Below are 20,149 nucleotides of genomic sequence, written 5' to 3'. Positions count from 1 at the left end.
ATGAATGATCGTGATCTTCAACCCGTTCTCTCCGTCAAAGGATTGAGCGTCCGCTTCGGGCGCGGCGCCGTGCCCGCCGTCTCCAATGTCAGTTTCGACGTCGGGCGCGAAAGGGTCGGCATCGTCGGAGAATCCGGTTCCGGCAAATCGACGACGGGCCGCGCCATCATGCGGCTGCTGCCGCCGGCAGCGGTCGTCACCGCCGAACGCCTGGACCTCGGTGGCGATCCGTTGCTATCCAAGAGCGAGCGGCAGATGGGCGCGCTTCGCGGCAAGGACATCGCGCTGATCATGCAGGATCCGCGTTATTCGCTGAATCCGGTGCTCTCGATCGGCAAGCAGATCGCCGAGGCTGCACGTCTTCACCTCGGCCTTGGCAAGGCCCAAGCGCTCGATGCCGCCCGCGCCATGCTGGAGCGTGTGCGCATCAGTGATCCGGACCGGGTTATGGCGCTTTATCCCCACCAGATATCCGGCGGCATGGGCCAGCGCGTGATGATCGCGATGATGTTGCTGGCGCGGCCGAAGCTTGTCATTGCCGACGAACCGACTTCGGCGCTCGATGTCAGCGTCCGCAAGGACGTGCTGTTGCTGCTCGATGAACTGGTGCGCGAGAACAATTCCGGCCTGCTGCTGATCAGCCACGACATCCGCATGGTGGCGGCTTTCTGCGAGCGCATCATCGTCATGTATGCCGGCCGCATCGTCGAGACGCTCAGCAGCCTCGAAGAGGCCCGCCATCCCTATACCCGCGGGCTGATAGCCGCGCTGCCCGACCCGAAGAACCCGGTTCGCCGGCTGGCCGTTCTCGACAGGGCAAAACTCGATCTGGAGACGGCGCAATGATCAACGTTCGCGACCTCGATGTCGTCTTTGCCTCCGGCAAATCCAGCAACCATGTCGTCAAAGGCATCAGTTTTGAGGTCAGGCAGGGGGAGACGCTCGGCATTGTCGGCGAATCCGGCTGCGGCAAATCGACGGTGCTGCGTTGCCTTGCCGGAATGGAGGCCGGCTGGACCGGGCAGATCGAGCTTGGCGGCAGACCGATTGGCAAGCATCGCTCCCGCGAGGAGCTGAAATTTGCCCAGATGGTCTTTCAGGATCCCTACGGCTCCCTGCATCCGCGTCATCGCATCGGCACCGCGCTCGCCGAGCCGCTGCGCGCCATGCGTCATTCGGAGATCTGGTCGAAGGTCGAAAAGGCCTTGATCCAGGTCGGCCTGCCGGCAAGCTTCGCCAATCGTTTCCCGCATGAGCTTTCCGGCGGCCAGCGGCAGCGCGTGGCGATCGCCCGGGCGCTGATCCTGGCGCCGCCGATCCTGCTGCTCGACGAGCCGACATCGGCGCTCGACGTCTCCGTTCAGGCCGAAATCCTCAACCTGCTGGCCGATCAGCGCGAGGAAAAGGGGCTGACCTATCTGCTCGTCAGCCACGACCTCGCGGTTATCGCCCATATGTGTGACCGGGTGCTGATCATGAAGAACGGCGGCTTTGTCGACGAACTGACCAAACAGGATCTGCAGGCCGGCATCACCCATGATGCCTATGCACGCGAACTGTTCGAAGCGAGCTTCATCGAGGCCTGATATTTCCCGCTGTTGCGCCGCTGACCACCGCCACACTACCCCTTTCGACGAGATGGCAGGAAAGCTCCACACGCCGCCGCGGCGTGGCCAGGCCGAGCATCATGTCGCGCAAGAGATCGAGCGCGGTGGCGCCGAGTTCGCGCATCGGAATATGCACGGTCGACAGTGGCGGATTGAGAAAGGCCGATTGCGGCAGGTCGTCGATGCCCATGACGGAGATGTCCTGCGGCACGGCATAACCCATCGCCTGCAATCCGCGTACGGCGCCGCTGGCAAGGCTGTCGCCCGCCGTCAGGATACCGGTAAAGGAAAGGCCTTTGTCGCGGACGAGGCGGGTGATCGCCTCGGCGCCCAATTCCGGCAGCCAGTCGTCGACCTCGAGCACCAGATCGGCATCGGCCTTCAGCCCGTGATGCTGCAGGGCATCGCGCCAGCCCTCCAGGCGCCGCTCGATCGTTCGCCGTCCCGGCCGCAGCATGAACAGGATGCGTTCGTGCCCGGCCTGGATCAGGTGCTCGGCGGCGATGAAGGCGGCCGAACGGTTGCAGGGCGTCACGCTGGAAAGCCGCATATAGGGATCGTCGCTATTGACGAGCACCACGGGCTTTCCGAGACCGGCGGCGGCGGCCAGCATATCTTCCTCGTCGACGGTCAGGATCAGCATGCCGCCGAAGCTTGGATCATCCCGCATCTCGGCTATGACACGGGCTTCGTCGGCCTTGTCGGCGACCGGACGCATCGCCATCTCGATGCCGAGAGCGGCCGCGCGCGCATTCAATCCTTCGAGCACATAGAGCGTGAACTGGTTGCGGACATAATCGATCATCGCCGCGCCGGAGGCGACGAGCATGACCTTCTTGCCGGCGACGCTGGCCGGCAGGGCGTAGCTGACCGCACTTGCCGTTTCCAGCACCAGCTTGCGAATCTCGGGCCTCACACCCTTTTCGCCGGCGAGCGCCCGCGACACCGTGCTGATCGAGACGCCGCATCGGGCGGCGATATCGTCGAGACGCGTGCGCCTGCCTTTTTTCTCCTCCGCCACCATGTCGTTCTCCTCGCTCCCATGCCTTTATGCAAAAATCTTTCAGATTGCGCAAACGGAATGCCTATGCACAATTGGCCAAGAGGAGTCCGCGACAAGCGACAGAGCAGGGAGGCTTTGAAGATGCGGTTTGACGGCCAGTCCACGCGTCGGTGTTTCCGACATCTCGCGGCTCGAACGAGCTGAAGCATGACCGCTGAGAAATCCCATCTTCGCCGCGCCACCGGCAAGCAGAGCCCGATCGTCTATTGGCAGCTCGGCCACCTCTCGCAGGCGCGCTACGACGTCGCCGACCGGCCGATGGAAGGCAGGATGGATCCGTTTTTCTTCGTCACCAAGACGAAGAACTTCATCCCGCACGAATATCCCTGCCGCACCGAATTCAAAAAATCCTTCTCCGCCCAAAGACCGCAACCGACCGCCGAATTCGAGGCGGTCCGGTGGTGGCTGCCCTTTGCCTCGCCGCGTGTCGATCTCTCCGGCTTCTGGTTTCGCCCGACCCGCATCGGCTGCTGGGCGCGCACCTTCCTCGATGCCGGCTCGACCGGACCTGCCAGACTTCGCCTGTCGACCTGCGGCGGCGCGATCCTCTTCGTCAATGGCCGCGAGCAGGGCTTCATGGCGCCCTATGAGCGCAATCTGGAAGCCCAGCAGCTTTTCGAGGTCGAACTTTCGGCGGGCCTCAACGAGATCCGCATCTATTTCGACGATCTCGCCGAGCGCGACGCCCGCTTCTATTTCCAGCTGGATTACCTCGACGGGCCGGAGGTCGAAACATCGGTTCCGGTTCCGATCGCCGCTGATGCTGCGGATGGCCTGGAGGCGATCCTCGAAGGCATGCGCTTCGACCGCACCGCCTATCTCGGCGAAGACGTGACGATCCTGTTTCCCGCGCCGCTGCCGGTGGCGTTGACCTGCCATGTCGAGATCGAGGGCGACTTCATGTCGGTCGAGCGCTTCGATTATGACTTCGCGTTGGAGAAGGGCGCGACCAGGCTCGAACTCGGTACCTCGGCTGAAATGCCCGCCGATTTCCGCCATTTTCGCATCACCTTCAAAACAGGTGACCTTTCCGTCGGCCGCACCCTCGGTGTCGAGATCTGTCATCCCCAGCGCCAGGGGCCGGCACCGGCTGCGCTGGAAGACCGCGTCACCGAGGCGCTCGCCGAAGTCGCCGCCCATTCCGAGCCCGATACGGTCTGCGCTTTCGCGCGCCTCGCCTTGGGGCAGGGCGGCGAGCAGACCGAGGTGATGATCTCGGCGATGCTGCCCGTCATCGAGGATTGTCACGACTGCGCCGATTTCGTGCTGGTGCCGCTGCTGTTTGCCTATACCCGCTGGAGCGATCTGCTGTCGCAAGATCTGCGGCAGAGGATCGAGCATGCGGTTCTCAACTACCGCTACTGGATGGATGAGCCGGGCAACGACGTTCAGTGGTATTTTTCCGAAAACCACGCGCTGCTCTTCCACACCGCCGCCTATCTCGGCGGCAGGCTTTTCCCCAATTCCGTCTTCGTCCGCTCCGGCCGCACCGGCGCGGAGCAGATGAAGGTCGGCGAAGAGCGTGTCCGCGCCTGGCTCGATCATTTCGAGCGCTGGGAAATGGCCGAGTGGAATTCCGTTCCCTATTTCCCGATCGACCTCAAGGGCCTGACGGCGCTTGCGGCCTGCGCACCTGAGGAGACGATCCGCGCCCGGGCGAATGCCAGCATCGTCCGCCTGATGGAGATCGTCGCCCGCTCGGCCCATCACGGCATGCTGACCGGCAGCCAGGGCCGCTCCTATGAACACACGCTACGCCCCGGCCGCTCGGTCGAGCTGTCTGGTATCGCCCGGCTGCTCTGGGGCCGCGGCTGGTATGGCCGGCGCGTCCACGCTTTGCCGCAGCTTGCCGTCTGCATCCGCGATCACGGCCTGCAGTTCCCCAAGGCGCTTGCCGCGATTGCCGCGCATGACGCCGACGATGCGCAGGAGTGGACCTTTTCGCAAGGCGAAAACCGTTTTGCCGCCCTCTATCACTACAAGACACGCGATACCGCCCTCGGCACCATCGCCCATTATCGCCCCGGTGCCTGGGGATATCAGGAGACGGTGCTGCACTTGCGGCTCGGCGACCGGCCGGAAGCGCAGGTCTGGATCAACCATCCCGGCGAAACCATCCAGTTCGGTTACGGCCGGCCGAGTTTCTGGGGCGGCTGCGGAACGCTGCCGCGCGTCCATCAATATCGCGATCTCGCCATCCTCGATTTCGATATCCACGAGGGTCAGCCGGATTTCACCCATGCCTGGTTCCCGCTCGAAGCCTTCGACGACACGATGATCGAGGGCAATGTGGCGCTCGCCCGTTCCGGCAATGGCCTTGCGATGCTGATCGGCAACGGGCCGTTGGAGCCGGTGAAGCATGGCCCGACGACGGACGTCCAACTGCGCCTCGCCGGCCGCAAGGGCCGCTGGATCGTCCGTCTCTCCGATCGCGGGCGCGAAGGCGGCCTTGACGGCATGCGGGCACGTTTCGCTACGCTGGCAGCTAACCGCGGCAATGACGGCGCATTGATCGTCATCGATCCGGATTATGGCCAGCTCGTCTTCGAAGAGGACGGCACCGTGCGCGCCGAAGGCCGTATTCTTCGGCCGTCGGACTGGTCGGTGCGGGGAGACGCGGTACATCTTGAGATACCAGGCAGGCAGCTTCGACGCGCCGCTTCGTAGACGACGTGCCCGGGCAGGTGGAGGACCGACCGGGCCTACTGCATAATTCCTTAAATCGGAATCGATTTAGGGATAAAATTATGCAGCAATTCAAAGTGTTACAGCGTCCTTTGCGCGTCTGAAAAGACGCGCGGCGCTGTAGGACTTCATCGGTCAAGAGGAGGAGAAAATGACCAGAATGAAATCGATCGGCGCGGCCTTTGCCGCGGTTCTTTTGAGTTCCGTTGCCGCCCATGCCGGCGACGTGCGCATCATGTGGTATTCCGACGGCGGCGAAGGCGCTGTCGTCAAGGACCTGCTGGCGCGCTTCTCCAAGGCCAATCCCGATGTCAACGTCATCCTCGACGAGGTCTCCTACGACGTCGTCAAGGAACAGCTGCCGGTGCAGCTCGAAGCCGGGAAGGGGCCTGACATCGCCCGCGTCACCAATCTGAAGGCGCAGGCCCAGCACTGGCTCGATCTTCGCCCGCTGCTCGCCGATGCGAAATATTGGGACGACAATTTCGGCGCCCAGGCCGACTGGATGCGCCCCGACGGCTCGAACGCCATCACCGGCTTCATGACGCAGCTGACCCTGACCGGCGGCTTCGTCAACAAGACGCTGTTCGAGCAGGCCGGCGTCGAAATCCCCGGCCCGAAAGCCACCTGGGATGATTGGGCGGCGGCCGCCAGGAAGGTCGCCGACAGCCAGAAGGTCTTCGCCATGGCGATCGACCGCTCCGGCCACCGCGTCTCCGGCCCGAATATCTCATACGGCGCCAACTACATCGCCGCCGACGGCAAGCCGGCGCCGATCGATCAGGGCGCCAAGGAGTTCCTCAGCCGCTTCGTCAAGTGGAACGAGGACGGCACGATCAACAAGGATGTCTGGGTCAGTGCTGCCGGCACCACCTATCGCGCCGCCGCCGAAGACTTCATCAATGGCGGCCTTGCCTATTATTATTCGGGCAGCTGGCAGATCTCGGCCTTCGCCCAAAAGATCGGCGACAGTTTCGACTGGGTCATGGCGGGAAGCCCCTGCGGCACGGCCGCCTGCACCGGCTTGCAGGGCGGCGCCGGTCTCGTTGCCGTCAAATACACCAAGAACCCCAAGGATGTCGCCAAGGTGATGGATTACCTGGCGAGCGCCGACGCGCAGAAGGAATTTGCCGAGCGCAGCCTGTTTATTCCGGCGCATAAGGGCGTCGCCTCAGGCCAGATGGACTTCAAGACCGACAATCCGCATGTGCAGGCGGCGCTGAAGGCCTTCGTCGCGGCGGCCGGTGAGACGGCGGCGCCGGCGATGAAGCTGCCGGGCTGGAAGTGGTCGGACGCCTATTACAGCGCCATCGTTGCCCGCATCAGCCAGGTGATCGCCGGCGAAATGAAGCTCGACGACGCCTATGCCCGCATCGACGAGGACATCAAGGCCAAGGTCGGCGCCAACTGACGGACGTAGAGATGGCGGAGAAGACGGTTTCTTCCGAACCACCGGCAAAAGCCGGTCTGCGGCAGGCGCTCTCGGCACCTATCCGGCTCCTGATGGGGATCGTCGATATTCCCATGCGCGCCTGGCAGAAGCTGACGGGGCTGACCGGCATGGCGGGCGTCTTCCTGGCGCCCAACATGCTGATCTTCACCGTCTTCGTGCTGCTGCCGCTGGTCATCAACTTCATCTATTCGACGACGAGCGGCGGCGCCATCTTCCTGCCGAACAGAACCTATGTCGGCGCCGAGCAGTACCGCATCCTGTTCGATTGCGACTCCTACCTCGATCCCTCGACCTGCGCGGCCGACACCTTCTGGGCGGCCGTGCGCAACACCGCCGTCTTCGTCGTCTTCCAGGTGACGGCAATGCTGATCGCCGCACTGGCGACGGCTTTGATCCTCAACCGCGAGCTTTCCAATCGCGGCTTCTGGCGCGCCGTGTTCTTCTTTCCGGTGCTGCTGTCGCCCGTCGTCGTCGGCCTGATCTGGAAGTGGATCCTGCAGCGCCAGGGCCTGCTGAACTACGCGCTGAGCCCTTTCGGCTTCGAACCCTTCTCCTGGCTCAGCGATCGTTTCTGGGCCTTCTTCTTCGCCGTCTTCGTCTCGGTCTGGGCGCATATGGGCTTCTACGCGCTGATCCTGCTTGCCGGCCTGAAGGCGATCCCGCGGGATCTCTATGAGGCGGCGGCGATGGACAAGGCGAGCCCCACCCGCATCTTCCGGCGCATCACCCTGCCGCTCCTGATGCCGAACCTCATCGTCGTCCTGGTGCTGGCGCTGATCCGCGCTGTGCAGATCTTCGACGAGGTCTTTGTTCTCACTGGCGGCGGCCCGGGCACCAGCACCATGTACATCACCCAGTATATTTACGAGACCGGCTTTGCCAGTTCGCTGCGCAATCCGGGGCTTGCCTCGGCCGCCTCGATCCTGATGGGCATCGTGCTCGTCATTCTGACACTGATTCAGCTCGCCGCCAGCAGCCGCAACGAGAAGAAGGGAACACGCCAATGAGCGCTGTCGGCTCGTTCCTGCTGCGCCGCCGCGGCCGCGGCTGGCATTGGACGGACGTCGTCACCTGGATCTGGCTGATCTCGGGCGTCTTCCTGATGTTCGGCCCGGCCGTCTGGCTGGTTTTCTCCTCCTTCAAGACGCCGGCCGCCCTTGCCGAGTTCCCTCCGTCCTTGCTGCCCTATGTCACCGAACAGGCCGTCGTGCCGGGCTATGACAAGCCGCTGCCGCTCTATAACGTCACCATGCCGGATGGCAGCAGCCGCGTGCTCGCCGAAGTCCGCCGCATCGGCATCATCGGCCAGATGGTCGATCCGAAACAGCCTGGCGAAATCGTCAAGGCGAACATCAAGGATCGCACCCCGGTGCGCAAGGTCGAATTCGCCGCCGCCAATTACACCGAACCGTTCCAGCGTTTCGATTTCTTCCTGTTCCTGCGCAACTCCGTCTTCGTGACTGTCGTGGCGACGGCGATCACGCTGCTCGTCAATTCCATGGCCGCCTTCGCGCTGTCGAAATACCAGTTCCCCGGCCGCACCGCCGTCATGCTGATGATCCTGGCGACGCTGATGGTGCCGCTCTCGGTCATCGTCGTGCCGCTTTATTCCGTCATCGGCACCCTGAATCTCTTCGACAGCCTCTGGGGCGTCATCCTGCCGACGGTCGCCACCCCGACAGGCGTGTTCCTGCTGCGCCAATATATGCTGACCATCCCCGACGAGCTGATCGACGCCGCGCGCATGGACAAGGCCAGCGAATGGCAGATCTACTGGCGCATCATCCTGCCGCTGTCGGCGCCGGCGCTGGCGGTGCTGGCGATCTTCTCGGTCGTCTGGCGCTGGAACGACTTTCTCTGGCCGCTGATCGTGCTGTCGCGCAAGGAACTCTATACGCTGCAGGTCGGCCTCAACGTCTATGCCGGCGAGCTTAATGTGCAATGGCACTATATCCTCGCCATGACCGTCGTTTCGATGATCCCCGTCGTGCTGATCTTCGTCTTCCTGCAGCGCTTCATCACCACAGGCATCGCCGGCTCGGGCCTGAAATAGGCCAGGCTAAAAATACAGGAGAGTGCATGAGCGGGCTCGAGCTCAGGAACATCGTCAAGAATTTCGGCGCCGTCGAGGTCATCCGCGATGTCTCGCTTGAGGTCGAGGACGGCGAGTTCGTCGCCTTCGTCGGTCCGTCCGGCTGCGGGAAGTCGACGCTGCTGCGCCTGATCGCCGGCCTCGACAAGCCGACAGGCGGCAGCATCGCCATCGACGGCAAGGATGTCACCGAGATCGGCGCCGCCGACCGCGGCCTCGCCATGGTCTTCCAGTCCTATGCGCTTTATCCGCATATGAGCGTCAGGGAAAACCTGGCCTTTGGGCTCGAGAATACCAAAGTGGCCAAGGCCGAGATCGAAGCGCGCATCACCGACGCCGCCCGCATGCTGGAGATCGAGCCCTTCCTGCAGCGCCGTCCCGGCCAGCTCTCCGGCGGCCAGCGCCAGCGCGTCGCGATCGGCCGCGCCATTGTCCGCCGCCCGGATGCCTTCCTGCTCGACGAGCCATTGTCCAATCTCGACGCAGAGTTGAGAGTGAGCATGCGCGCCGAACTCGCCGCCCTTCACGCCCGCCTGAAGGCGACGATGATCTACGTCACCCATGATCAGGTCGAGGCGATGACGCTGGCAAACCGCATCGTGGTGCTGAGAGGCGGCCGGATCGAGCAGGTGGGAACGCCGCTGGAACTTTACAACAGGCCGGCCAACCGCTTCGTCGCCGGCTTCATCGGCGCCCCGCATATGAATTTCCTGGAAGGCGCGATTATCGGCCATGACGGCGATCTCACCGAGGTCGAAACCGTCGGCGGCCATCGTCTTTCCGTTATTGCCCGGGATTCACGCCCGATCGGCGAGAGGGTCAGCATCGGCATTCGCCCGCAGCACATCACCCTTGCCGATGGGACTGACGCTCGCAAGCTGGATACCCGCATCCTCCTCGTCGAGGAACTGGGCTCGGAGACCGTGGTCCACGCCGACGCATCGGGCAAGAAGCTGATCGCCGTCTTTGCCGGCCAGCAACGGATGAAATCTGGCGACAGCCTGCCGCTCCATCTCGATCCCGCCGTGCTGCACCTCTTCGGCGAGGATGGCCGGCGTCTGTCTTGAGAAGCCGAAAAAAGCCCGCGCCGGAATGGAGGCGCGGGCCGAATTTTCATATCAAGACAGCTTTAGTGGCTGTTCTTGTGGCTCTGTTGACCAGCTTTTACATGCTGTTCATGGCTGCCGCCGCGGGATCCGCTGGACTGCGCGTCGCGGCCACCTGAAGAGGAGCTGCGGGCATTGGCGTCGTTCTTGTGACTCTGCTGCCCGGCTTTGACGTGCTGTTCATGGGTTCCACCTTGGTTTGCCATCCGGTTCTCCTTCGGTTTGAACGAGGCCACGTCGACCTCGAGGGGAAAAACCTCGCTCCGGCGCAGGTGTTCCAAATTTTAATATTTCGTGATCTCATTTCGGAAAACAGGATGAGGAAGCGGACCGGGCGGGTAGGGAGCTCGCCTGCCGTTTCGTTGGCCATCGGGAGAAAGTGGAAAAATCCCGATGTTCTCCAGCACCGCCGCGTCCGCTTGGCGCGGCCCGCTACCTCGATTCGACAATGCGTCTAGCGGCAGGAAGGTTCCGCAATCAGCCCGATCGACCCATGCCGGAAGCCCGCTCCAGCCCTTCGGCTCTTTCCAATCGACCCCATCGCTCTAACTTAAAGCGCAGGGAATGAAAGGAGAAACCCATGACCGACGCACCGAATACGGCGACCCCGGCGCGAAGAGTGTTGCGTGGCCGCCCCTACAGCATTGGCGAATTTGCCAGGAAATACCGGTTGGATGACAAGGAGGCAAAACGCCTCTACGACAAGTTTGGCCCCTCCGCCACTGAACTCGATCTGTTGATGGCGGCAAAGCGGCGCCCGCCGGGGCTGCCCACCAGTCTCGACGCCTGACGGTCGCTATGCGGATCCGCACCGGAAGCTGCCTGTGCGGGGCGGTCGCCTATCGCGTCGAAGGCGAGCCGCTTCGCGTCGGCCTTTGCCACTGCGCCGATTGCCGCAAATCGAGCGGCTCCGCCTTCGTCTTCTTCGCGGTCTGGCCGCGCCTGGTTTTTTCCCACAGCGGCGAGATCGCCACTTTCTCCGGCCGCAGCTTCTGCCCCGCCTGCGGCAGCAGGCTTTTCTGCCTGCAGGAGGAGGCCGCGGAAATCCGTCTCGGCTCGCTCGACAGCCCGCCGAGCGACCTTGTCCCGGATCATGAAGTCTGGATCAAGCGGCGCGAACCCTGGCTGCACCAGCTGCCGGGCGCCGGCCAATATGCCGAGGATGCCGACTGACGAGTGTCCCGCACCAAAACTTGACTTTTCTTACCAATATTTCATTTCCCCCATCCGCAATTCCGTGCCACTTCGGCGGCAACGCTAATGCCCGGTTCATCTGCGCTGTGATTATTTTACTGCGGGTCAAGGCAGGCACTGACTGATCGAGGATGACATGAACGATACCGGAACCGGCAAGAAGACCGGGGCAGAGACAGGCGGCGCGTCCGACCTTGCAGCGGTGCTCGCCGCATCGGGACGGCAGGGCAGGCGCAGCCGCTGGCGCGGGCGGCTGTTCATCCTGTTGATCCTCGTTGCTGCTGCAGCCGGCGCCGCCTATTTCTATATGGGCCGCGGGCAAAGCGAAGTGAGCTATGCCACCCAGCCGGCAAAACGCGGCGATCTGACGGTGCTCGTCACCGCCACCGGCTCGGTGCAGCCGACCGAGCAGGTGGATATATCGAGCGAGCTTTCCGGCACGGTCCGCGACGTCAATGTCGATTACAACAGCACGATCAAAGCGGGCGACGTGCTGGCGCTGCTCGACACCAACAAGCTCGAGGCCGATGTGAAGAGTTCGCGCGCCAAGCTGAATTCGGCCAAGGCGAATGTCGCCAAGGCCAATGCCGATCTGCAGTCGGCAAGCACCTCGCTTGAGCGGCTGAAGAGCCTGGTCAGGAGCAATGTCTCCACCCAGCAGAGCCTCGATGACGCCACCTACAAATATGATTCCGCCGTCGCCGCCAAACAGATCAACGAAGCCGAGGTGCTCGCTTCGGAAGCCGACCTGCAGTTGGCCGAGGTCAATCTCGCCAAGGCAAAGATCGTCTCGCCGATCGACGGCGTGATCCTCACCCGCGCCGTCAATCCGGGCGCCACCGTCGCAGCCTCGCTTTCGGCGCCAATCCTGTTCACCATCGCCGGCGACCTGAAGAAGATGGAGCTGCAGGTCGATGTCGATGAGGCCGATGTCGGCCAGATCGCCGTCGGCCAGAAGGCGAAATTTTCAGTCGACGCCTATCCCGACCGGAGTTTTCCCGCCGAGATCGAGCAGATCCGCTTCGCCTCTGAGGTGGTCAACAACGTCGTGACCTATAAGGCGGTCCTCTCCGTCGACAATGCCGACCTGCTGCTGCGTCCCGGCATGACGGCGACCGCCGACGTCACCGTCGAGGCCGTCAAGGATACGCTGATGGTGCCGAACACGGCGCTGCGCTATGCGCCCCCGCAGGCGGGACGGCGCGGCCGCGGTATTTTCGGCATCTTCGGCCCGCCACGCCAGCGCGGCGGCGGCAATTCCGGCCAGGCGCTGACGGGCGCCGAGCGCCGCGTCTGGGTGCTGCGCGGCGACCGGCCCACACCCGTCGTCATCCAGGTCGGCTCATCCGACGGCCAGTTCACCCAGGTCGTCTCCGGTGACCTCAAGGAAGGTGACGCATTGGTGACCGACGCCACGACGCGCGCGAATTAGGCGGAGGGACGGATGGCAAGCCCGCCGCTCATCGAATTCAGGCAGGTCTCGAAAGTCTACGGCGAGGGCGAGGCGGCGATCCGCGCGCTCGACCATGTCGACCTTGCAATCAACGCCCATGAATTCGTCGCGATCATGGGGCCGTCGGGCTCCGGCAAGTCGACGGCGATGAACATCCTCGGCTGCCTCGACGTGCCGACATCAGGCGACTACATCTTCGAAGGCATTCCGACCAGCGGCTTCGACCGAAGCCAGCTGACGCTGTTGCGCCGCCATATGCTCGGCTTCGTCTTCCAGGGCTTCAACCTGCTGTCGCGCACGTCAGCGGTCGAGAACGTCGAACTGCCGCTGATTTATCGCGGCATGGCGGTGCGCGAGCGCCGCGAACGGGCGCGCGAAGCCCTGGCGCTGGTCGGCCTCTCCGGCCGCGAACATCACAAGACCCAGGAACTATCGGGCGGCCAGCAGCAGCGCGTCGCCATCGCCCGCGCCATCGTCACTGAACCGGCGCTGCTGCTGGCCGACGAACCCACAGGCAATCTCGACACGAAAACCAGCGTCGAGATCATGGATCTGATGACCCGGCTGAACCGCGAGCAGGGCATCACCATCGTCATGGTCACGCATGAGCCCGATATCGCCGCCTATGCGCAGCGGCTGCTCAGGTTCGTCGACGGCAAGCTGGAGACCGAGGTCGAGCATCGCAGGAGGGCGGATCATGTTCTTTGAGACGCTGAAGCTGGCTCTGCGCGCCATCAGCCGCAACATGCTGCGTTCCTTCCTCACCGTGCTCGGCGTCGTCATCGGCGTTGCCGCCGTCATCGCGCTGGTAACGATCGGCAACGGCACGACCGCACAGGTCTCGACCGAACTGTCGCGGCTCGGCACCAATATGCTGTTCGTCCGCCCCGGCCAGTTCGGTCCCGGCCGGGCGAGCTCCGAGGCCAAGCGCTTCAGCGTCAAGGACGTCGCCGCCATCCGCGACCAGATCAGTGGCTTGAGGGCGGTGGCGCCGCTCAACCAGTCGACAGCGACGGTGATATCCGGCGGCCAGAACCATTCGACCAGCGTCTCCGGCACCACCAACGACTATTTCGTCGCCCAGGACTGGAACCTGGCGCTCGGCCGCACGTTCACCCCCGCCGAGGAGCGCGGCCAGTCCCGCTGCATCATCGGCGAGACGGTGCGCTCGCAGCTCTTCGGCGCCGCCGACCCGATCGGCCAGCAGATCCGCGTCGGCAAGGTCTCATGCCCTGTTATCGGCGTGCTCGCCAAGCGTGGCCAGTCCGGCATGGGGACCGATCAGGACGATGTCGTCATCATGCCGGTCAAGGTGTTCCAGCGGCGCATCAGCGGCAACAGCAACGTGCCGCAGATCATCATCTCGGCGCGCGACGGCGTCTCCACGGCCAAGGTGCAGTCCGATGTCGAAGATCTTCTGCGCGAGCGCCGCAAGATCATCCCCGGCCGCCAGGACGACTTCAACGTCAACGATATGACCCAGATCGCCGAGGCGATGACCGGCACGACGACGCTGCTGACCGGCCTGCTCGGCGCCGTCGCCGCCATCAGCCTGCTCGTCGGCGGCATCGGCATCATGAACATCATGCTGGTTTCCGTCACCGAACGAACCCGCGAAATCGGCATTCGCCTGGCGATCGGCGCGCTCGAAAACCAGGTGCTCACCCAGTTTCTGGTCGAAGCCGTGGCGCTCTCGCTCTTCGGCGGCATCACCGGCATCGCGCTCGGCCTCAGCCTCGGTCTGGTGGCCGTGACTTTCCTGAAAGTCCCCTTCGTCTTCAGCCCGATGATGGTCGCCGTCGCCTTCCTCTTCTCCGCCGCAATCGGCATGATCTTCGGCTATTTCCCGGCGAGACGGGCAGCGCAGCTGAATCCCATTGAGGCGCTGCGGCATGAGTGATGCAAGATAAAGGCGTTGTTTCAAAGCGCGCGATGTCTCTCTTTTACGCCGGGTGAGTTTGGGAGGAACGCCAACCCGTCCTCCGTCTTCCTCGGCCTTGAGCCGAGGATCCATGCCACGACTGCTGGCAGATGCGGCGTGGATGCTCGGCTCAGGGCCGAGCATGACGGAGAGTGGGGCTAAAGTCGCCGGAGATAGCTCACTCCACCAGACTTAGTCTCATATCCGACCCTACCGCTCCCAATCTTCCCGCGGCGGCCTCGGAGGATGGGGCGGCGAAATGAGTTCTTTCGTGGTGTAGACGCCTAAAGTCCCCGATCCCACACCGCTGTTATCTCTTTGTCTCTATTCTGATATTCAATGCCGACTTGTCTTCGGTTTTTGACCGTGCCACTATGTGATATATCAGGTACAGTCATTGGACTCCAGCATGCAGACGTCACAGAGCCATCTTGCCTATCTCGCGCTGGAACATCTGATCGTCACGCTGGCGCTGAAGCCCGGGGCGCTGGTCACCGAAAAGCAGCTGATCGATATGGCGGGCCATGGGCGGACGCCGGTGCGCGAGGCGATCCAGAAGCTTGCCTGGCAGGGGCTGATCCGGGTGAAGCCGCGTGTCGGGCTGCAGGTGGCGGAGATCGCGCCACAGGATCACGGCAATGTCATGCAGGTGCGGCGCGAGCTGGAGCCGATTGCAGCGAGCCTTGCCGCCGAACATGCGACCGATGAACAGCGCGTCCGCCTCGGCGACTGCGCCCGGGCGATGGAGGAATGCGCCGTGACCGGCGATCTCGCCGGCTTCTTCGCCGCCGACAAGGCTTTCGACGAAATTCTCGAGGATGCCTGCCCGAACGGCTTCATCATGGCGGCACTCGGCCCGGTGCAGACGCATGCGCGTCGCCTCTGGTACTCGACGGCAAGCCCGGAGCGCATGGACCGCGCCGTCGCCCTGCATGTCGCCGTCATCCGCGCCATCCATCAGGGCAGGGCGGGTGAGGCGCGCGCCAGCATGGCGGCGCTGATCGACTATCTCGCCCGCACATGAAAACGGCCCCGTTTCCGGAGCCGCTGTCAGGTCTGATTTTCGGGGAAAACGTCAGCCGACGAAAGCGCGCTCGATGACGAATTCGGCGGGCTTGCTGTTGGCGCCTTCGTCGAGGCCGGCCTTTTCGAGCAGCTCCTTGGTGTCCTTCAGCATGGCCGAGGAACCGCAGATCATGCCGCGGTCGATTGACGGGTCGAGCGGCGGTACGCCGAGATCGGTAAACATCTTGCCGGAGGAAATCAGGTCGGTGATGCGGCCGCGATAGGCGAAGTCTTCGCGTGTGACGGTCGCATAATGGCGCAGCTTGTCGCCGACCACTTCCTTCAGCAGTTCGTCATTCCGGATTTCTTCGACGAGGTCGAAGCCGTATTTCAGCTCGGCGACATCGCGCGTCGTATGGGTGAGGATGACTTCCTCGAACTTTTCATAGGTCTCGGGATCGCGGATCAGGCTGGCGAAAGGCGCAATGCCCGTTCCCGTCGAGAACATGTAGAGACGACGGCCGGGCGTCAGCGCATCAAGCACCAGTGTGCCCGTCGGCTTCTTGCGCATCAGCACTTGGTCGCCGGGCTTGATTGCCTGCAGATGCGAGGTGAGCGGGCCGTCCGGCACCTTGATCGAGAAGAATTCAAGCTCTTCGGCCCAGGCGGGGCTGGCGATCGAATAGGCGCGGAAAACCGGCTTGCCCTCGACCATCAGGCCGATCATCGCGAATTCGCCCGAACGGAAACGGAAGCCCTGCGGCCGGGTCATCGTGAAGCGGAAGAGCCGGTCGGTGTAATGCGTCACGGAAAGCACCGTCTCGGCGTAGACGCCGGCGGGGATGGACGAGGCGAAGTCTTCGGTCTTTGCAGGCGCGTTCATTGCGGTAGCGGATCCCGTTTTCGTCGGATGAACTGTCGGATGCGAGGCAGATATTACATATCGGGCTCGAATTAAAGGCATTCCATTCCACGCAGTGCTCCTGAAGAGAAATATGCGTGTCATGGTCAGGATTCAATGGCCAACCAGGGGGGCGGTGGGCAATGTCGTATTTCCGCTGGCGAAGCCCGGCAAAGGATGCATATTAGGGCGGCGTGCCTGGACTGCAGGCCGGTTTTCGGCAAAAACGGTGCGACAACAAAGACCTACGGCGTCGGGACCCGATTCAGAAAGAGGGGGCCGGCGATGGTTGGCGAAGAACATGCTTGCCGGGGCGAGCGCGATAGGGCGGTCGGGGGAATATGAAGATTTTTAAGTATAAGCGTGTTCCTTACGCGGAGATGCGCGCCTTTTCCGTCCATATCCTGACGGCCTCCGGCTCCTTCCTTGCCTTTCTCGGCGTCGTTGCCGCCGCCGAGCACCGCTTCATCGACATGTTCTGGTGGCTGGGCCTGGCGCTTCTCGTCGACGGGATAGACGGGCCGATCGCCCGCAAGGTGCGCGTCAAGGAAGTACTGCCGAACTGGTCTGGCGATACGCTCGACAATATCATCGATTACGTCACCTATGTGCTGCTGCCGGCTTTCGCGCTCTATCAGAGCGGCATGATCGGCGAGCCCTGGTCCTTCGTCGCCGCCGGCATGATCGTCGTTTCCAGCGCCATCTATTATGCCGATATGGGCATGAAGACCGACGAGTATTTCTTCTCCGGCTTTCCCGTCGTCTGGAACATGATCGTTTTCACCCTGTTCGTCATCGATGCCAGCGCGACGACGGCGCTCGCCGTCGTGACGATTTCGGTGGTGCTGACCTTCCTGCCGATCAATTTCCTGCACCCGGTCCGCGTCAAAAGGCTGCGCCCGCTCAATCTCGGCGTCTTTTTTCTGTGGTCGGCGCTGGGCATTTTTTCGCTGCTGATGCACTTCGACACACCGGAATGGGCGCTCATTCTCTTCATCGTGACCGGGCTCTATCTTTACGTCATCGGCGCGGTGCTGCAATTCTTCCCCGCTCTCGGACGCGAAGCTTGAGGACAGGCAAATGACGAAGACACAGGCGGTTTCATTCTCGAGGACCGGCGGACCGGAGGTTTTCGACTATGTCGAACTCGATCTGCCGCCGCCCGCAACCGGCGAGGTGCAGATCCGCCAGGCGGCAGTCGGCCTTAATTTCATCGATGTCTATTTCCGCAACGGCACCTACAAGGCGCCGCATCTGCCCTTCGTTACCGGCAAGGAGGGCGCCGGCACCGTCACGGCGGTCGGCCCCGGCGTTGCGGATTTCAAGATCGGCGACCGTGTCGCCTATGCCAGCGCCGACGGCGCCTATAGCGTCGAGCGCAATATCGAGACGCGCCATCTGGTGCATGTGCCTGATGGCATCGAGCTCGAAACGGCAGCGGCGATGATGCTGAAGGGAATGACCGCCGAATATCTCTTGAACCGCACCTTCAAGGTGGGGCCTGAGACGGTCCTTTTGTTCCATGCCGCCGCCGGCGGTGTCGGGCTGATCGCCGGACAATGGGCAAAGGCGCTCGGCGCCACCGTCATCGGCACGGCAGGCTCTGAAGACAAGGTCGCGCTGGCGCTCGCCCATGGCTATGACCATGTGATCAACTACAAGAGCGAAGACTTCGCCGTCCGGGTCCGCGAGATCACCTCAGGCAAGGGCGTCGATGTCGTCTATGATTCGATTGGCCGCGATACTTTTCCACAGTCGCTCGATTGCCTGAAGCCGCGCGGCCTTTTTGCCTCTTTCGGCCAATCCTCCGGGCCGATCGAGAATTTCACCCTTGCCGCGCTGGCGCAGAAGGGCTCGCTGTTTGCGACGCGGCCGACGCTCTTCACCTACATCGCCGCACGCCAGGAGCTGATCGATAGCGCTAAGACGCTATTTGATGTTGTGCAAAGCAACAAAGTGCGTATCAATGTCAATCAAACCTATCCGCTGCGTGAGGTTGGGCGGGCTCACGCGGATCTGGAAACAAGAAAAACAACAGGAACGACGCTGCTGATTCCATGAGATCCGAACGGACCGATCGGCAGAAGAAATGAGGGGAACGTGTCGCCATTGAATGTGCCGGAACCCGGCGCGTTATTATCCGTCCAGAAGCTGACGAAGTTTTTCGGTGGCTTTGCCGCCTGCAATGAAATCGATCTCGATATTGCGCCGGGCGAAATTCACGCGCTTCTCGGCGAAAATGGCGCAGGCAAATCCACCCTGGTCAAGATGCTGTTCGGCGTTCTGGAGCCGACGCACGGGCATATCCTCTGGCAGGGCAAGCCGGTTTCGATCACCTCGCCGGGCGAGGCCCGCAAACACGGCATCGGCATGGTCTTCCAGCATTTTTCGCTGTTCGAGGCGCTGACCGTCGCCGAAAATATCGCCCTGTCGCTCGATGACGCCATCCCGATCGACAGGATCGCCGAGGAGGCGAGGGCGCTGTCGCAAGCCTACGGCCTGCCGCTCGACCCGCATGCCCATGTCGCCGATCTCTCGGTCGGCGAACGCCAGCGCATCGAGATCGTCCGTGCGCTGCTGCAGAACCCGAAGCTGATCATTCTCGATGAGCCGACCTCGGTGCTGACGCCGCAGGAGGCCGACAGGCTGTTCGAAACGCTGTTCAAGCTGCGGGCCGAAGGCCGTTCGGTTCTTTATATCAGCCACCGCCTGGAAGAGGTGCAGCGCATCTGCGACCGCGCCACCGTGCTGCGTCATGGCCGCGTCACCGGCGCCTGCGATCCAAAGCAGGAGACGCCCGCTTCGCTTGCCCGCATGATGGTCGGCAGCGAGGTGGCGACCGTCACCCATCCAGAGCGCTCGGACAAGGGCGAGGTGCAGCTTGCCGTTGCCAACCTTTCCGTCACAGCCCGTACGCCATTCGCCATGCCGCTCCGCGATGTCTCCATGGCGGTGCGCGCTGGCGAAATCCTTGCCATCGCCGGTGTCGCCGGCAACGGCCAGAGCGAGCTTTTCGATGCGCTGTCGGGTGAATATCCGGTCGCGTCGGCCGAAGCGATCGTCATCCGTAAGAAGCCGGTGGGTACCGAGGGCATCACCGCCCGCCGCCTGCTCGGCGCCGGTTTCGTGCCGGAGGAACGGCATGGCCATGCCGCCGTTTCCGCCATGAAACTCTCCGACAATCTGGTGCTCGCCCGCAGCCAGTCGGATCGCAAGGCCTTTCTTGGCCTGCTCGGCATCATCCGCCAAGGTGCGGTGAAATCCGCGGCGCGGCGCATTTCCGAGGCGATGGATGTCCGCAAGAGCGGCGACGATCCGGCCGCCGGCTCGCTTTCCGGCGGCAATCTGCAAAAATTCATCGTCGGCCGAGAACTCGATCGCCAGCCGGCCGTGCTCGTCGTCAACCAGCCGACCTGGGGCGTCGATGCCGGGGCTGCAAGCCGCATCCGCCAGGCGCTGGTCGATCTCGCAAAGGCCGGCTCCGCCGTCGTTGTCATCAGCCAGGATCTCGACGAGATCTTCGAAGTGGCGACCGATATCGCCGTCATCTCCGAGGGACGGCTTTCCAGGCCCTATCCGGCCGGCGAACTGACGCGCGAAAGGATCGGCCTGCTGATGGGCGGCCTGCACGAAACCGGCTCTGCCTCGGAGACGCCCTATGCGCATTGA

The 20,149-nt window shown here is 63.1% G+C and carries 19 protein-coding genes; 16 read left to right on the top strand and 3 right to left on the bottom strand.

The annotated features are described in order from the left end of the window. Window positions 1-846, top strand: a complete 846-nt coding sequence (locus tag AF337_RS34150; RefSeq protein ID WP_049735535.1) for an ABC transporter ATP-binding protein — start codon at window positions 1-3, stop codon at window positions 844-846. Beyond that, window positions 843-1,586 (top strand): ABC transporter ATP-binding protein, encoded by a 744-nt coding sequence (locus tag AF337_RS34145; RefSeq protein ID WP_049735534.1) that lies wholly within the window; start codon window positions 843-845, stop codon window positions 1,584-1,586. The genes AF337_RS34150 and AF337_RS34145 overlap by 4 nt, the downstream gene beginning before the upstream one ends. Here the strand turns inward: AF337_RS34145 and AF337_RS34140 are convergent. Next, window positions 1,573-2,631, bottom strand: coding sequence for a LacI family DNA-binding transcriptional regulator (locus AF337_RS34140; protein WP_049735533.1), 1,059 nt, complete (start codon window positions 2,629-2,631; stop codon window positions 1,573-1,575). The genes AF337_RS34145 and AF337_RS34140 overlap by 14 nt on opposite strands. A 186-nt stretch (window positions 2,632-2,817) precedes the next feature. Between AF337_RS34140 and AF337_RS34135 the strand changes: the two genes are divergently transcribed. The 5 genes from AF337_RS34135 (at window position 2,818) to AF337_RS34115 (ending at window position 9,967) form a co-directional block, all read left to right on the top strand. Next, the gene (locus AF337_RS34135) at window positions 2,818-5,337 is read left to right on the top strand and encodes a hypothetical protein (protein ID WP_049735532.1); all 2,520 of its coding nucleotides are present in this window, start codon (window positions 2,818-2,820) and stop codon (window positions 5,335-5,337) included. Between the two features lie 169 nt (window positions 5,338-5,506). Next, on the top strand, window positions 5,507-6,766 hold the full coding sequence (locus AF337_RS34130) for an ABC transporter substrate-binding protein (protein WP_049735531.1): 1,260 nt from the start codon (window positions 5,507-5,509) through the stop codon (window positions 6,764-6,766). A gap of 11 nt (window positions 6,767-6,777) precedes the next feature. Beyond that, window positions 6,778-7,815: a carbohydrate ABC transporter permease gene (locus AF337_RS34125; RefSeq protein WP_049735530.1), complete on the top strand. Its 1,038-nt coding sequence runs from the start codon at window positions 6,778-6,780 to the stop codon at window positions 7,813-7,815. Continuing rightward, window positions 7,812-8,861 carry a carbohydrate ABC transporter permease gene (locus tag AF337_RS34120; RefSeq protein WP_049735529.1) on the top strand — a complete coding sequence of 350 codons (1,050 nt, stop codon included), beginning with the start codon at window positions 7,812-7,814 and terminating at the stop codon, window positions 8,859-8,861. Before AF337_RS34125 ends, AF337_RS34120 begins: the two co-directional genes overlap by 4 nt. Continuing rightward, window positions 8,750-9,967 carry an ABC transporter ATP-binding protein gene (locus tag AF337_RS34115; protein WP_425287914.1) on the top strand — a complete coding sequence of 406 codons (1,218 nt, stop codon included), beginning with the start codon at window positions 8,750-8,752 and terminating at the stop codon, window positions 9,965-9,967. Before AF337_RS34120 ends, AF337_RS34115 begins: the two co-directional genes overlap by 112 nt. A 62-nt stretch (window positions 9,968-10,029) precedes the next feature. Here the strand turns inward: AF337_RS34115 and AF337_RS41310 are convergent, their stop codons facing one another. Beyond that, window positions 10,030-10,212: a hypothetical protein gene (locus tag AF337_RS41310; RefSeq protein WP_071086825.1), complete on the bottom strand. Its 183-nt coding sequence runs from the start codon at window positions 10,210-10,212 to the stop codon at window positions 10,030-10,032. A gap of 374 nt (window positions 10,213-10,586) precedes the next feature. Here AF337_RS41310 and AF337_RS34105 point away from each other — a divergent pair, with 374 nt between their 5' ends. The 6 genes from AF337_RS34105 (at window position 10,587) to AF337_RS34080 (ending at window position 15,598) form a co-directional block, all read left to right on the top strand. Further along, the gene (locus tag AF337_RS34105) at window positions 10,587-10,796 is read left to right on the top strand and encodes a hypothetical protein (RefSeq protein WP_003586528.1); all 210 of its coding nucleotides are present in this window, start codon (window positions 10,587-10,589) and stop codon (window positions 10,794-10,796) included. An 8-nt stretch (window positions 10,797-10,804) separates the two neighbouring features. Then, on the top strand, window positions 10,805-11,179 hold the full coding sequence (locus AF337_RS34100; protein WP_049735526.1) for a GFA family protein: 375 nt from the start codon (window positions 10,805-10,807) through the stop codon (window positions 11,177-11,179). 157 nt (window positions 11,180-11,336) lie between these two features. After that, the gene (locus tag AF337_RS34095; RefSeq protein ID WP_049735525.1) at window positions 11,337-12,632 is read left to right on the top strand and encodes an efflux RND transporter periplasmic adaptor subunit; all 1,296 of its coding nucleotides are present in this window, start codon (window positions 11,337-11,339) and stop codon (window positions 12,630-12,632) included. 12 nt (window positions 12,633-12,644) lie between these two features. Then, the gene (locus AF337_RS34090; protein ID WP_049735524.1) at window positions 12,645-13,361 is read left to right on the top strand and encodes an ABC transporter ATP-binding protein; all 717 of its coding nucleotides are present in this window, start codon (window positions 12,645-12,647) and stop codon (window positions 13,359-13,361) included. Beyond that, complete coding sequence (locus tag AF337_RS34085) at window positions 13,351-14,553, top strand: ABC transporter permease (RefSeq protein WP_049735523.1); 1,203 nt, start codon at window positions 13,351-13,353, stop codon at window positions 14,551-14,553. Before AF337_RS34090 ends, AF337_RS34085 begins: the two co-directional genes overlap by 11 nt. 430 nt (window positions 14,554-14,983) lie before the next feature. Further along, a complete protein-coding gene (locus AF337_RS34080) occupies window positions 14,984-15,598 on the top strand; it encodes a GntR family transcriptional regulator (RefSeq protein WP_049735522.1) in 615 nt (204 codons plus the stop codon). Between the two features lie 51 nt (window positions 15,599-15,649). On the opposite strand, the gene AF337_RS34075 is transcribed toward AF337_RS34080, so the two are convergent. Next, window positions 15,650-16,462 carry a ferredoxin--NADP reductase gene (locus AF337_RS34075; RefSeq protein WP_049735521.1) on the bottom strand — a complete coding sequence of 271 codons (813 nt, stop codon included), beginning with the start codon at window positions 16,460-16,462 and terminating at the stop codon, window positions 15,650-15,652. A gap of 359 nt (window positions 16,463-16,821) precedes the next feature. On the opposite strand from AF337_RS34075, the gene pcsA reads away from it, so the two are divergent. The 3 genes from pcsA to AF337_RS34060 are packed head-to-tail and all read left to right on the top strand — an operon-like array spanning window position 16,822 to window position 20,149. Next, window positions 16,822-17,550 (top strand): phosphatidylcholine synthase, encoded by a 729-nt coding sequence (gene pcsA, locus AF337_RS34070; protein ID WP_049735520.1) that lies wholly within the window; start codon window positions 16,822-16,824, stop codon window positions 17,548-17,550. Between the two features lie 10 nt (window positions 17,551-17,560). Continuing rightward, complete coding sequence (locus tag AF337_RS34065; protein ID WP_049735519.1) at window positions 17,561-18,541, top strand: quinone oxidoreductase family protein; 981 nt, start codon at window positions 17,561-17,563, stop codon at window positions 18,539-18,541. Between the two features lie 39 nt (window positions 18,542-18,580). Then, the gene (locus AF337_RS34060) at window positions 18,581-20,149 is read left to right on the top strand and encodes an ABC transporter ATP-binding protein (protein ID WP_049735518.1); all 1,569 of its coding nucleotides are present in this window, start codon (window positions 18,581-18,583) and stop codon (window positions 20,147-20,149) included.

This window comes from Rhizobium ecuadorense (assembly GCF_001187535.1).
Taxonomy (GTDB): domain Bacteria; phylum Pseudomonadota; class Alphaproteobacteria; order Rhizobiales; family Rhizobiaceae; genus Rhizobium; species Rhizobium ecuadorense.
This window is presented reverse-complemented; position numbering and strand designations above follow the sequence as displayed.